The sequence below is a fragment of the Paenibacillus ihbetae genome (assembly GCF_002741055.1).
Taxonomy (GTDB): domain Bacteria; phylum Bacillota; class Bacilli; order Paenibacillales; family Paenibacillaceae; genus Paenibacillus_AQ; species Paenibacillus_AQ ihbetae.
This window is the reverse complement of record NZ_CP016809.1, coordinates 6,317,939-6,333,133: the sequence shown is the minus strand read 5'-3', so window position 1 is coordinate 6,333,133 and position 15,195 is coordinate 6,317,939. Positions and strand designations below refer to the sequence as shown.

Annotated in this window: 8 protein-coding genes; 3 read left to right on the top strand and 5 right to left on the bottom strand. The window is 50.5% G+C overall.

The genetic code is table 11. The features are described from left to right. Window positions 1-22: 22 nt before the first annotated feature. Entirely contained in the window at window positions 23-2,191 is a 2,169-nt protein-coding gene (nirB, locus tag BBD41_RS28405) for a nitrite reductase large subunit NirB (protein ID WP_099480061.1), read from the bottom strand. A gap of 450 nt (window positions 2,192-2,641) precedes the next feature. Between nirB and BBD41_RS28400 the strand changes: the two genes are divergently transcribed. Further along, window positions 2,642-3,868: a nitrate/nitrite transporter gene (locus BBD41_RS28400; protein ID WP_099480059.1), complete on the top strand. Its 1,227-nt coding sequence runs from the start codon at window positions 2,642-2,644 to the stop codon at window positions 3,866-3,868. 123 nt (window positions 3,869-3,991) lie between these two features. On the opposite strand, the gene BBD41_RS28395 is transcribed toward BBD41_RS28400, so the two are convergent. Then, window positions 3,992-5,221: an MFS transporter gene (locus BBD41_RS28395; RefSeq protein WP_099480057.1), complete on the bottom strand. Its 1,230-nt coding sequence runs from the start codon at window positions 5,219-5,221 to the stop codon at window positions 3,992-3,994. Window positions 5,222-5,369: 148 nt separating this feature from the next. Between BBD41_RS28395 and BBD41_RS28390 the strand changes: the two genes are divergently transcribed. Beyond that, the gene (locus BBD41_RS28390) at window positions 5,370-5,981 is read left to right on the top strand and encodes a TetR/AcrR family transcriptional regulator (RefSeq protein ID WP_099480055.1); all 612 of its coding nucleotides are present in this window, start codon (window positions 5,370-5,372) and stop codon (window positions 5,979-5,981) included. Window positions 5,982-6,156: 175 nt separating this feature from the next. After that, window positions 6,157-6,492 (top strand): MmcQ/YjbR family DNA-binding protein, encoded by a 336-nt coding sequence (locus tag BBD41_RS28385; RefSeq protein WP_077566530.1) that lies wholly within the window; start codon window positions 6,157-6,159, stop codon window positions 6,490-6,492. 12 nt (window positions 6,493-6,504) lie between these two features. Here the strand turns inward: BBD41_RS28385 and BBD41_RS28380 are convergent, their stop codons facing one another. From BBD41_RS28380 to BBD41_RS28370, 3 genes are all read right to left on the bottom strand, one after another. Beyond that, window positions 6,505-7,065: a dihydrofolate reductase family protein gene (locus tag BBD41_RS28380; protein ID WP_099480053.1), complete on the bottom strand. Its 561-nt coding sequence runs from the start codon at window positions 7,063-7,065 to the stop codon at window positions 6,505-6,507. A gap of 224 nt (window positions 7,066-7,289) precedes the next feature. Further along, the gene (locus BBD41_RS28375) at window positions 7,290-8,084 is read right to left on the bottom strand and encodes an SDR family oxidoreductase (RefSeq protein WP_099480051.1); all 795 of its coding nucleotides are present in this window, start codon (window positions 8,082-8,084) and stop codon (window positions 7,290-7,292) included. 474 nt (window positions 8,085-8,558) lie between these two features. Then, window positions 8,559-14,468 carry an S-layer homology domain-containing protein gene (locus BBD41_RS28370; protein ID WP_099480049.1) on the bottom strand — a complete coding sequence of 1,970 codons (5,910 nt, stop codon included), beginning with the start codon at window positions 14,466-14,468 and terminating at the stop codon, window positions 8,559-8,561. Window positions 14,469-15,195: the final 727 nt, after the last annotated feature.

Here is a 15,195-nt window from a genome sequence, read left to right as displayed (position 1 = left end):
GATTTCTCGATATCTCCTCCGTTTAACCGGCATAAGCTTTCAACGAACGTCGCGACAGCTTTTCTGCAAGCTCACGCTGCATCTCTTCGTCAAGCACAATCTCCCGGATCGCAAGGACATCTGTACGTTCCACCCACGCCCACAGCGGTTCATCGTAGAAGCCGTTCTGCCGATACCACTGCAGACAAGCGGATACGAGCCGAACGACGTCTTCCTCGCGCTCTGCAACACCGATCAGCTGTCCTTCACGGACAGGATGCTCCGCATGTCCGCCGAGATACGCCTCCCAACCCGCGGGGGAAGCTGAGATCCCGATCCCCTGGACAAGAATTCCAATGGGCGACCCTGTCCCATATGACACGCCGGCACTTACCGGATAAGGAAGCGTTACATTTTGCCAGCTGCTGCGGAGCCTTTCCCCAATGCGCTGAATGCCAGCCGCGATCGGGTCGGAAGCTTCCCCCTCGTCAATCCGTATCCGCACGCCCTGATAATACGATTGATCTGCATAAGAAACATGGCTATGTGCCTTCCTAGCCGCTATCCGCTCTTCATCGTTAACATCGCCCGCCATTTCCAGATAGAATCGTATGATCGGGAGGCATAGGGTACATCCGCCCGCCTTCTTCCAGCCCAGATGCGACATGATGTCCGGGATGGTACGACAGCCTTCATTCACTGCGTCAGTAATGGCTTGCTTCATTGACGGATGACCATGAACCGTACAATCGCATACAGGAGCTTCCGCCGGGGTTCCGACTTCCTTTTGTTTCTGCGGCTTATCCTTCGTTCTACTGCTTTGCATATATTGGACAATTCCAACCACCATAGGCCGGCATCCGCCGCAAGAAGCAGATGCTTTAGTATGCGCCTTAACTTCTTCGGCACTTGTTAAATCGTGGTCGGTTATGGCATGAATGATCGCCGCTTTGCTGACACGGTTGCAAGCGCACACCGTTTCATGGTCCGGCAGCGCTTCAGCCGCCGCTTCCGCCGGGCTGGCAGCACGCTCACGCAAGAGAAGCTCTGCTACGGCCGCACCCCGTTTCACAAATGCCAGCAATGCAGCTCCTTCCGCCGTATCCCCGAACAGAATTGCCCCGGCAATCTTGCCGTTGTGCATGGTTACTTTTTTGTATGTGCCGCAAATGGCATCATAATTCTGAACAGCGGTTTCAACCCCTTCACCCGAGATTACGCCGGCGGAAAAAACATCTACATCCGATATTTTAAGCTGGGAGGACGGGATCGACCCGTTATAGGGCTCAGTCTCGTGTCCGCAGATGACGCGGGCAAGCACCCTCCCCTGCTCATATAAGGGGGCTACCAGGCCGTAACTTACTCCCCGGTGTTCCGCGCATTCCCCTACGGCAAAAATGTTCGGATCGCTTGTTCTCATGAAGTCATCTACGACGATCGCCCTCCGCGTTAGAATACCGCTTCTTTGGGCCAGCTCTATGTTCGGCCTGATCCCCACGGCGAGGACGACCACATCCGCATCAAGCCGCGCTCCGTCCATAAACCGAAGCCCCTGCGCCCTTGTTCGTCCTGTAATTCGCGTGGTGTTTTTCGCCAAATAAAATTGCATCCCTTGGCTCTCGAGTTCTCGCTGAAGCATATCCGCAGCGACGCGATCCAGCTGTCGATTCATGATATAAGGTGCGTTATGAACCACCCGGGTCTCCATACCAAGATGAAGCAGCCCGCGAGCTGCTTCCAAGCCTAACAGCCCTCCGCCAATGACAGCCGCTTTTCTATAGGATTTGGACATTTCGGACATTCTCTCGCAATCGTCAATCGTTCGAAAGGATATAACCCCTTCCTTATCCGTTCCTGGGATAGGCGGTATGAATGGAGATGAGCCGGTTGCCAGGATTAATGCATCATACGTTTCGCGTAGGCCGGAGGCTGTCTCGACGAAACGCCGTTTGGCATCGATATGACGAACGGGCTCACCAGTCAACAAGCGGATCCCATGCTGCTCATACCAGGACCAGTCGTTCAGAATAATATCCTGCAGCGCATGTTCACCTTGCAGGACTTTGGATAAGAGGATCCGATTATAGTTTGGAAAGGCCTCGGCTCCGAATATCGTAATATCAAAGTGCTCCGGAGCAAGCTTTAGGATTTCTTCAACACACTTTATCCCCGCCATGCCATTCCCGACGACTATAAGTTTTTTTCGCTGCATGAAATTCCTCCATTCAAGCTATGTCATCTTCATGTGAGAATAATTCAAAAATGCCCTCCCCCTGCACGCAGGGAAAGGGCGTCATTGCCTCAAAACCGGCACAGCATTGTGCCGATCTTCGATTATGATGTTAAATACAGATTAGTTCATGTTGATTGTGATGTCAATATATATTACATTTAGAGTGTGGTAAATTTATAAATTTAAATTTTTTAAATTTTTATGTTATGTATATTGACACAATTTCACCCTGCTGTCTATAATGTGAACATCAAATCAGCTGAATAGTTAGACGAAAGACACAATGACGTGTTTTTTGTCATGGGCAATGTGGCCGCGAATCGTTCTGGAAAAGAGCGACTTGCGGCCTTTTTTGCCTGCGGCTGGGGATTTGGCTTCATGAAGCAGAGAGAACAGAGAAAGAACACATTTGGATGAGGAGTGATAGTCATGGAGAGGAAAGGTTTTTGGCAAAGCGGGCATAAGCCCTCCCTGTTCGGCGCTTTTCTGTATTTCGATATCAGCTTTATGATTTGGGGCATGCTTGGGCCGCTTGCGGTCGTCATTGCCGCGGATTATCCGATGGACCCGGTTCAGAAGGCAAATCTGGTGGCGCTGCCTGTGCTGGGCGGCTCGATCCTCAGACTTGTATTAGGCTTTCTGGCTGACCGTCTCGGCCCCAAACTCACAGCTCAGATTGGAATGATCGTGACCCTGATCCCTCTGTTGCTCGGTTGGTTATGGGTAGATTCACTCGATCAATTGTACGTCGTTGCCGTTCTGCTGGGGGTCGCGGGAGCCTCGTTCGCCGCAGCGCTCCCTCTCGCTGGTCAGTGGTATCCCAAGGAACATCAAGGCCTGGCGATGGGGATCGCGGGTGCCGGGAACAGCGGTACCGTCCTTGCAACGCTGTTCGCCAATCGTCTAGCCCAGCATTTCGGAAACTGGGAGATTGTGTTCGGTCTTGCCATCATACCTATTGTGCTGGTATTCATTTACTTCTCGCTGTTTGCCCGCAACAGTCCGAATCGGCCTGCCCCCAAACGGCTGTCCGAATATGGTCATGTCCTTAAACAACGCGATGCTTGGGTATTCTGCGCCCTGTACTGCGTGACCTTTGGCGGCTTTGTCGGGCTCGCTAACTATTTGACGATCTTCTTTAACACCCAGTACGGTCTCTCTGCGGTTCAGGCTGCAGACATTACAACGATCTGCGTCATCGCAGGGAGCTTTTTCCGACCCGTGGGGGGATTTCTGGCCGATCGAATCGGCGGCTCCCGGATGCTGATGATTCTCTATGCCGGGGCAGCGATCATGCTGATCGGCGTCTCCTTCCTGCCTCCTCTTTGGGTCGTTGTCACGCTGCTGTTTATCGGTATGATGTGTCTGGGGGCGGGTAACGGTTCCGTGTTTCAGCTCGTTCCTCAACGGTTTGCCGGCGAGATCGGCCTGGTTACCGGGATTGTCGGTGCTGCCGGTGGACTTGGAGGCTTTGCGCTGCCGCTGATTCTGGGGCGGCTGTACCAAGCGACAGGCTCATACGCCACAGGCTTCATCATTTTAAGTTTTATCGCGGCGGCTTCGTTGACGCTTACGATCGTAATGCAGCTGAAATGGCGCCGCAGCTGGCTCCGCAGTGTGCCATCCGGCCCACAAACCGGATCGGCTAAGGTTTAATCTCGCTATAGCCATACTAACAGCACATTGAGCAGAACAACTACGTGGAATCGTGTTGTTTTGCTCTTTTTTTATTCTGCGGAACGGAGTCATGTTTGGTTCTCCTAAAGAATACCTTCAATTTTATTGCTGATTATTAAGAGAACAATCGGACGTTTTCAAAGTACAAGCCCAAAATATCAAGGCGATCATGCTTACTAGAACCCCCAGCATGCACACGCCGAACCACCCTGCCCAAGAATAAATCCAGGTTGACGCGATTGCACCTGTTGCACTTCCAAAGGAATAAAAGATCATGTACCCGGCAGTTAACCTGCCCCTTGCTTCCGGACGAACACTTAGAATCATGCTTTGATTGGTAACGTGAATCGCTTGCACTGCGAAATCCAACATAACGATCCCTATGATAAATAGCCACATGGAATGCAGTAGTAACCCGATTGGGAGCCAAGAGCACAATAACAGTAATAATGCGATTCCCGTTGTCCGTTGTCCTAATCCCCGATCTGCCAGTCGCCCGGCGCTGCTTGCGGCCAACGCCCCCGCTACACCTGCGAGTCCAAACAATCCAATTACGCTGTGGCTGAACGAAAGTGGAGAGGAGCTCATCGGCAAAACCATCGAGGACCATAAAATACTAAAGGCCGAAAAAATGAAGAAGGCAAGGAGGCCGCGAATTCTCAATAGGGGAATTTGAACGAATAAATCTTTTATGGAACGGAGTACTTCCCTGTACGAGTTTTTGCTTGGCGGACGCTTTGTATCGGGTGTAACGGTTAGGAACACCAATGCCAGTGAGATCATGATCACCGCCGAGACGAAATAAACGGACCGCCATCCGGCCATATCCGCTAAGGTGCCCGCAAAGGTGCGGGCCAGTAATATCCCTATTACAATTCCACTAGTAACAACTCCAATCGTGCGGCCACGTCTGTATTGCGGTGCTCGATCAGCGGCAAGAGCAACAAGCACTTGTGCAACAACAGCCAGGAACCCGACCATCCCCATGCCTAGGAATAGAAACCAAGGATTTGAAGCTAACGCAACTATACTTAATACGATCGTTAATAACACGATCATCCCCGTTACAAGCCGACGCGGATTAAACATATCCCCTAACGGGACCAAGAACAATAACCCAAACGCATAACAAAGCTGGGTCACGGTTACTACCGTACCGATGATAGAGCTATTAATTCCAAACTCAATAGCCATCATATCGAGCAAAGGTTGGGAGAAATACACCGTTGCTACTGCCGATCCGCAGATAACCGCATAAAGAAAAACCGCCATGCTCGATAGTTGAGCTTGTGATTCCGTGTAATTCGGACGAAGCTTAGGTGAACTAGCCATTGAATAACCCTCCCTAAATGTACCGATCGGTATTTTATTTTGAGACCAATTAACTCACAGAAATGGTTGAATGTCAACCGTTCGTTGACTTGATCGATAATTTTAGATAAAATATTGTGTACCATAAGGTATTTAATCAGGAGGGGTTATGGCTAGAATTCGTGAATTTGATGAACAGCAGGCATTAACGGAGGCAATGCATGTTTTTTGGGAAAAAGGATACGAGGCGACTTCACTCAGTGACTTAACATCTCGAATGAAGATTCAGAAACCTAGTTTATATGCTGCATTTGGAGACAAATTATCTTTGTTTGAATCAGCCCTTCGAAAATATAACGAAATACATGCTAAATCCGTTCGCATGAAGCTTAACGAAAGTACGAGTGTCAAGGCAGCTTTCAGGCACTTGTTCCTGGAAGGGGCGTTCCCTAACGGAACCCATGGACAGAATGGGTGCTTCTGCATTAATACGATGGTGGAGCTCGCTCCGCACGATGCGAAGTTTGAAATTTTGACGCGAGAGCATCAACAATATTTAGCGGCGATGTTTGAAGATGCTATTAAACGAGGGGTACGCTCCGGAGAGATCGATGAATCGGTCAACGATCGGGCAATAGCCCAGTCCCTTGTGGTAGCTTTCATCGGAATAACGGTATTAAAGAAATCCAATCCTAATCGGGAATGGATCGATAGTTGCATCGACTCAGCGTTATCGTCACTCTCGGCACCCCCACGTAAAGAACGTGACAGCAGTGATTAAATGCAAGGAACACAGTTCATATTAGATCCGTGTTCCTTGCACGTAGGACTTGTCCTCCAACAACCAAATTTGTTATGTTATGAATAGTCCTGTGCTTGTTGTTAATAAGCAGAGCACGCAAAAAATGCCGTTAAAGTCACGGCATTTTGTACGTTATAGGTTAGGGGAGTTATGGATGAGAAGTAGACAGGAAGCCATTGAATACTGCTTGAGTTTGGGCCATTCGTATGAGGATCAACCATTTCGCGATAAAAATTGGACAGTGATTCGGCATCAAGATAACCATAAGGTTTTTGCTTGGATTTTTGAAAAAGAAGATCATATTTGGATCAATGTAAAGTGCGAACCCGGCATGCTCGAGTTCTTACGGCAGGCATACACCGCAGTAGTTCCGGCCTTTCACCTTAATAAAGACCATTGGAATTCGATTATTCTGGACGGCACCGTACCAGAGGCAGAAATCCACGACATGATCAAACAAAGCTATCTTTTAACTAAAACATCTTCCTGAGGTCAGCCTGGTTCACTTTTCGCTTCGGCTTAAATGATAAATGAGCTGCACGACTCCTGAAGAGAACGTTCTTGCATCCACCAGCTTTAAATTCAACCTTTGCTTGATATCCATAAACAACGGTTTTCCTTCTCCCAAGATGACAGGGTGAACCGATAATCTAAATTCATCAACCAGCCCTAACTGAATAAAGGTTGTAATAAGGCTTGCTCCCCCATATAACCAGATGTCTTTACCCGGCTTATTCTTTAATGCATTTACTTCTTCAAGGATATGATCATTGATGTATGTCGCTTTATGATCGCTCCCTGTTTGCGTCCTGGAGAACACATATTTTTCTTTACTGTGAACGTTTGACCATAATTCTTGCTCAGCATCCGACGGATCCATATCTGGCGTGAACCGCCCCCATAAATCATAACTTTTTCTTCCATACATTATCGTATCGATTTGATTTAAAAAATCCGCAAACCCCATCTCAGGGTCCATGATGCACCAGTCAACTTCCCCGTTCTTCCCTTCAATAAAACCATCCAAAGTAACGGCTAAATCTAAAATGATTTTACGTTTCACGATTTGTAGCTCCTTTCGGGATATATCACTCATTGTAGATCATAATTATGTCATCTTATGTCTTATTTCATAAATGTATTTTATCTGCCCGTTAGCTTAAAAAAGACAACCGATCATAATGATCGGCTGCCTTCTTCTGTCACGATTAAACTATGGTTCTCTGATAATACAATGAGAACTCGTAACTCGTACGTTACAATGCTAGACGGTAAAAGAAGTCCACTTTAGAAACCGCCTCTAGAATGAATAATTTGTCCGGTAATCCATTGTGAATCTTCACTTGCTAGAAAAGCGATCAAACGGGCCGCATCCTCGGGAAGACCAATCCTCCCCATTGGAAATCTCGGAAGCAGGGCTTTTTTCACCTCTTCGGACATCCAGCCCGAATCGGTAGGACCGGGATCGATAGCGTTCACAGTGATATGAAGCGGAGCCAGCTCTGCAGCCAATGATTCGGTAAAAACGGAGATGGCTCCTTTCGTTGCAGCATAGATGAGATTACCGGGCATTGGGCCTTTTCCTTGTCCAGAGGTAAGATTAATGATTCTTCCGCCGGGTAACCCGTCGTTATGTGTACGTTGCTCTGACTCAAGCATACGAGCGAATTCGGCACTTAGCATGAAAGTCCCTCTAATGTTTACAGCACAATGGGCATCGATAAGAGCTTCATTTAATTGACGAAAATCGGCATCGACGCTATACGTAGCATTATTGACAAGGATTGTCGGAAGCCCGATCGTAGTTCGAACTTCTCGCAGCAGTTTGACAGCCGAACCGGAATCGGCTAAGTCCAAATTCATATGTGCGGCTTGAACGCCCAACTGGCGAAGTTCGTCGGCAAATAAATTTGGCCAACTCTTGTCTGCGTCATTCGGATATATTGTTTTATCATAATCATATAGATGAGTGTAGAATAGATCGGCACCTTCACGAGCCAATGTCCGGCATATCGCGGCTCCGATTCCCCCCGGACGGCTTACGCCAGTGACGATGGCAATTTTCCCTTGCAGTCTCTTCATGATTAGAAATACCTCCTACGGTAAAGAGAAGACAAGAGAATCGTTCATCATGGGAGATGAATTGCTTCCGCTGCCTTAACCAAAAAAAGCGGATACATCAAGTATTCGCGCAGCGGGTGAAATGAACGGTCTCTCGCATCCCTTGAAATGGTTGAGGATGGCATGATTCACCAAACCTATGGCAAATAGCCAAGGTCGAATCACGCGATCACCTACAATCAAACCATTACAAGAAAATCCACATTGGAATACGAGTCCCCTTTCCTTCATCTCCAAAAACAGATTACAAAATATAACCAATTCATGTCAAGCAAGATATCCAAAGTATAGTACCTTGATTGAACTAATCTGACACTTCGTTAAACAACAGCCTGAAATCACAGCCGCAACCGAACGGCAACCAAAAGAGCGGGAGGCTCCTCCCGCTCTACGTTAATCCATTAACATGATACAAACTCGTCTTTATTCTAACTCTTAAGAAGCTTCCCTGCTTTTGACCAGGTAGTTGTACATCAGCTCTGCTGCCATTGCCCGACTGGTAACAGACTTGGGTGACAGTTTGCCTCCACCGGTGCCTTGAATCATTTCGGCATCCAGCATGTAGTCCATCGCTTCCTTGGCATAGCCGGATATGTCCTTCGCATCGGTATAGCTTTCGAGCTTCTTTCCTCCGCCCGGCAGCTCGCTGCCAACCGATTCCATCATAGCATGGAGCATGACGACCATATCCTGACGCGTGATCGAGTCCTCTGGTCTGAACCGGTTATCTCCCGTTCCATGAACCAGTCCCAGCTTCTTCGCTGCAGATAAATACGGCGTATAATAGCGGCTGCCCGCATCGGAAAAATTACCGTCTTCATCCGTATTTTCCGGATTTATGCCGAAGGCGTTCATCGCCATGACCAGGAAATCGGCCCGGCTGATCTCCTTCTGCGGCAGATACCTTCCTCCTCCTGCCCCCTTAATAATGTCCCGGGCAGAAAGGAAATGGACGGCGTCTGCATACCAGCTTCCCGGTTCCACATCCCGATAGGATACCGGCTTATATGCAATCGCATACGTGCCAAGCTTGCCTGTCTCGAACGTCAAAGCACGAAGCTCTTCATTGTAAAATGCGTTCAGGACAGAGGTTATCGCCCCCATCGCATCGACTTCCCACGCGACCAGCTGATCGGCTCGTTCATCAGCCTTGGCTTCATAGTGGAGCGAGACGGTTACTGGAGTAGTGCTTCCCGGCCATTCCACCGTCTTGCCATCGATTTGCAGCAGCAACTGAACGACCGGTCTATTACCGATCCCGGCAAGCCGATCCGCTGGCAACAGGCTTCGATCACTCGGTCGAATGACAAGGCCAGTATACTGCCCTGCCTCCGGCAGACGGTTCAGCATATCGGACGCCAGCCTCACGGTTGCCTGCGGCGTAACGATCTCGATCCGTTCCCGTGCGTGATTGCGGTTTAAGTAAGCTGACGGAACCTGGATGACGATTTCGCCGTTGAACGAGCGGGCGCTTTCATCCAGCTGAATCGTCACGGTCTTGATTCCGCGCGCGTTCGCAGCGACGCTTTCGAAGGCACTGCTGAGCTCCGATTCGCTGACGGCTGCTTGAGCCCTCTGGCCGTTTATGGCGATTTGCGCCGTAATCGTTCCTGGTCTGGAAGGTCCGGTGGCCGGCGGTTTTCCACCTGGCTTGCTTTGGCCTGGTTGATCACTGCCGCTGTTATTGCCGTTATTGCCGTTATTGCCGTTATTTCCGTTGTTGCCGTTATTACCGCCGCCCCCATTGTTTCCGCCTCCGTCATTTCCGCCTCCAGGCGGAGACGTTTTCGAGGTCGTAAAGCGATAGATCGGGCTCAACTGCTTGGCACCGAATTCATCAGTAATATCCATATACCAGTAATACGTCTTGCCTGCTTCAAGCCCATTCCATGCGGCTGAGGCAATTTCTCCGGATTTCACGTCCTTTTTCTCGCCAATCAGCTTGTTTTTGTACACGTTGACTGCAAAATAATCGGTTGCCACCCGTTTTTGAATGTCCCCGAACGCAAACGGCTCGGTAAAATCCTCGATGGCGTCGTCAAAGAAATTGTAGTCGTCCAAGTAAGGCGAGTACGTATCCACGTCCAGCGTACCTGTGGCCGGATCAAATTGAAGCAGGCGCAGATAGCCGTTTCCACCGTTCGGCCCCCCCTGATAGTCTGCCAGCATTTCGATCACCTGTCTCGTCGATCCGTCCGGATGCGTCACAGTCTTCACGACCCTATTCGCGGCATGATAATGCCCGCTTAGTACGAGCTGCACGTTTTTGTTCGGCGCAATGACCTGGTCAAACACGCGCTGTGCCATATTGGACAAGGTGCCGTTGCTCTCCAGATATGCGTGCATGCCCACGATCGCGATGCGGTCCGCATGCTTCTTCAGCGCCTCGTTGGCCCAAGCAATTGTTTCCGGTGTGTCTTCAAGTCCGAAGCCGATGTACAGGAAAATAAAGTCATGACCTCCAAACGATACGAGGTCGTAATGATTGCGGTTGTTATCCATTTCGCCGCCATACCACGGATTGTTCTTGTATCGGTCGGCCCCGACATACTTTCCGTAGTAGGAGTAATCCACGCCGTCAATGATGACATCGTGATTACCCGCGAGGACGCCATACGGTACGCCCGCTTCGTCCAGCTTCTTCAGGTTGCGGTCGGCTACCGCCCACTGCTTCTCGTCGTCAGCCACGTTCACGATGTCACCAGTATGAATGACATAGCTGAACAAGCCCTTTTTATATTCTTCCGCGATCCAATCGCCCAGTTTATCGAAAATATCCGGGTACGATTCCGCGTAATACTGCGTGTCCGTAAACCATAAAATGTTGAACGGCGCGTTCGCGCTCTTCACTTCATCCTGCACCATGGCCTGGATTTTGCCATTTCGCACGTATCGCTCAGGATCCACTTCAGCCGTTAGAGCAATATCGGATTCGCCTTCGTCGCCGGTGGCTGACTTTAATGCCGTCCACTTGACGGCATCATTATCCCATGCATACAGCGTCACGATGCGTCCCGGAAGCGTGCGTCCCTCCCAGTGCAGCTCTACCTTGTCCTGTTCGGTCCATGCTTCGTCCAGCTGGACTTCGAATCGATGATAAGGGAATCCGGAATCGGTATCCGTGGTTAGGTAATCCCCGTCCGGATAAGCCATTTTGTCGGCCTCTTCCTTGCCGATCCCCTTCTCGCCGTCCGGCTCCAGAGCAAGCGGCGGCTCCCGGTCTGCAACGTTGATATGACCTTCAATTCCGTCAGCGCGGGCAAAATCGTATTTATCCCCTTCCAAAAAGCGCACATCCATCGAGTCTCCGCTTGGATCGCTGAGCCGTGCTCTCAGGCTCGGATTCAAACCAACGTTCTCCGCGAAATCAGCTGGGGAAACTTCGCCCGGAAGAAGAGGCTTCTCCTCCTCAATCATGAAGGTGCGTGTGATCTCCGCCGAATTGCCGGCCCCGTCGAGTACGGTCACTTTCAGAATATGCTCGCCCGGTGCAAGCACCGTGGAAGACGTCTCGTAAGGAAGCGTGATCGTCTCACCATCAAGCTCCGCCATAACTTCGGCAACTCCGCTTAACTGGTCCGAAGCGACCACATCCAGCTTGAACGCTCCTTTGAGCTGCATGGCTTCGGTCAATAACTGTCCTTCCCCATACGATATTCCTTCAATCTCCGGAGCGGTATTGTCCACAGTCACGTCGATGGACTGGAAGACTTGTCCGTTCATCGACATGCTTAGAGGATAAATCCCGTCCTTTATCGTAGCGGTGTCAAGCTCGGCATATCTTGCCGTAAACTTCTCCTGCGGAATCGGGAAGCGGAAGTCGCTGATCATCGGCTTGTTCGGATTGCTGCCGTAATCCGCATCACCGAATCCATAGTAGGTATCCTCCCGGTAATCCATGGTTGATTGCCCCAGATTGCCCAGGTAGTTCAGCACCTTATCCGGTTTGACGACCGAACCGTCCGGCAGCACGAGATGAAGATTCATCACTTCGAAATCATCATGGTTGTTCTTGCCGAATACCTTGTCGTGATCTTTGACTTGATAAGGAGCGTTCTCATTTCCTGTATGCACGGAAACGGTCGTACCGGTTACGAAAAGATCCGGTGTCATATCGAACATCGACCATGCGCCGTCGATATATTTGGGCAGGATGCGTGCGAAAAAGACCGTCTCTCCGCTTGCATTCAGCGCGCTTGCCGACGCTTGGTAGATCTGATCGATGCCACGGGTCTGCATGCCGAGCTGTACCTTGCCTGGCAACGCTTTGCGAAGAGGCATCGGATTTCCGTCGAAGCGGACCTGGATATCGTCCTCGGCACGAGAGCCGTAAGCGTAGAAGGATGCATTCCCGCTAAGCATGCTTCCGTTTGCAATGGATAACCCCGGGTTCGGCAGCTCCGTCCCCGTGCTTTCTTCATTAACGGTCAGAAGGCCGCCTCTGGAGTTATATGGAACCCGTGTACGATTGCCGCTGCTGTCGACCGCGTCGATGATATAACGATAGACGCCGGTTTCATTCAGTGTGATCGAGCCTTGGTAGACGTAACGTCCGTTTTCCTGGGACGCAAGAGTCAGCGCATGCTTGTCCGTAAAAGTCGTCGGCTCCTCGGAGGCTGCTCCGATCAATACCTCAACTGAAGCAAGAGGCTCGTCGCTGGTCACGGTCACCGCATATGCCTGCCCCTTGCCCAAATTATAGGCGGTCTGTTCATGCTGAAGCGTCGGTGCAATCATGTCCACGCCCGTTACAGGCGGCACCTGACCTGGATCAATGCTGCCAGGATTGGCATACATGCGGTTATCCAGCCTTTTCATGGTCGTTCCTGCATCCGGGTAGGCATATCGAACGACTGCGTTACGAACGTCGTTCACCAGCCTGTCCGGGCTGTCCGGCGTGCTCGGGTCATACCAGGCCTGCACGATGTACGAATTTGCCTGACCCGGTGCTGAAATGGCCAGCCCGCGATGCAGCGAATTCGGAAGATTGAAATCGGAAGCTTTTGAATTATCGTAGAAAATAATGTCGTTATCGTTCAGCGTGCTGTTAAAGTGCAAATTGAAGTCGGCCGTCGTTGTATATCCCTTGCCGTTGGCGATGGCTTCCTTCGCGAACCAGATGACGGCTGAGCTGTAAGGCTCGATTGCGGTATGATCCGGAATCGTCCAACTCTTCGGTGCCGTCTGACTCGGATACAGATACCACAGGGTGTAACCCTTGAGGTCCAGTACCTGATTCGAATGATTGTAGATTTCTACGTATTCGTACTGGTTGCCGCTTCCCCATCGGTAATCCCCGGCCGGGTTCGGGAGAATCTCGGTAATGAGAATGCGCGGAACGTCTCCGCCGGTGACGGCTCCGGCTAACGCCGTTTCATAATCGCCGGATCTTGAACGTTGAAGCCCATCCGCTGCCTCTATGTAATAATACAGCTTATCGCCGATCAACTGGTCGGCCGGAATGACCGCATCGAATTGATTCCCCCCGCGATCAATCATATTGATCATGCTGTATGGGTTATTGACAGCCGTTTTGTAATAAAGCTTGACGTCTAACGCATCGCCGTCTTCGTCATAGACGCTTGCACTTACGGTCAGAGGCTGCGTCCGGTCGGCCGAGGCAACCGGCGTGTGACTGATATCCGGCATGCGATTGTCAGGCGGCAACAACTGACCCGGATCGATGATTCCGGCGGAAGGTGCCGCTTCCCGTGCGTAAGGAATCATCCCTGGACTGGTGGAAGGGGGCTGAAGGTGCACGCTCTTCCCGTCGCCGACATCCTCGGCGGTATAGTAGAAGCTGCTGATTACGGCGGCATCATCGCCTTTTCGGGTTATGTATAAACCGCGGTCCGTGTTGTTGAGGCCGTCCTGTCCCCGAAGCTTGAATACCGGTACATGGTCGGGAACCGAATGGTACTGCCGGAAATCGGATTCCGTCAGAGCCGCGGCAGCCCCGGTTATCGACGAGCTGGTTCGTTCCACCCAGAGTACCGCCGGACTGTCGGCCGGGATGACCACGCCATCCGGTTTACCGTAAACCGTGTCTGTTACCGTCAGCGTCTTCACGCCCGTATTGTAGTCATAACGAATGTTGAACTCGTCGTTAAACGGGAGCGGCGCCCCCGAATGGTTGTAAAGCTCAACATATTCGAACAGATCGGCCCCGCCCGCACCCTCGATCGTTTGCTGATTCGAACGGTCATCAGGATAAATTTCCGAGATAAACACGGGCATCGCTCCCGAAGGGGCCGCATAAGCAGGGGTGCTTGCAAGCGCAAATTCAAAAAAGCTGCTGCCGATCAGTATGCCGGATAATAATCCGGCGATCCATTTTCGCTTCATGTGCTCCTCCTTCATGCTTTTTATCTCTAAAAGCCTAAAGCATAAAGGTTAAGTGAATATCAAACGAAATCGAGTATTTCGTAAACGTTAGACAAGTCGTTCGTCCCTCTGTGTGTTGAAACGTCTGAATGTTCTTATGCCGCCAGGGTACACTACTGAAGGAGGTGCATATGATGAGGAAGTTATTGATACTGCTCTTGGTAATTCCTTTGGTTTTTGGATGTTTCACGGCCGAAGTTTTCGGTGAACCCGATGTAAATCATAGCCAAGAGGAACAGGATGATACGATACATTCCTATAGACGCGGAGGATTTCGCTCGCCTAGGCGAACCTATAATCCGGGAATCGGTACCCCTGGGCGTACGACGCGGAGACCGGACCAAAACGTTCGCAATCCGGGCCAACCGAGAACAACTCCAACGCCGCGAACGGGGTTCGGCGGTTTTTTCGGAGGTTTATTCGGGGGATTGGCATTGGGGACAATATTGGGATCATTGTTCAATCCGTTTGCCGGTTTTTCGCTTGGGGTTCCATTGCTGTCACTACTTAGCATTGGGCTATGGATCATCCTTATTTATGCGATCATTAGATTGTTTCGCAGGCGGAAGCAATATTAATCAGAACCCACTGTATGATTTAACAGTGGGTTTTACATTTCAATGGGACCACTCGTTTCGGTGGGAGCTTTCTCGCTCGTATGCCCACCCGCATTGAAGCATGGTTAATC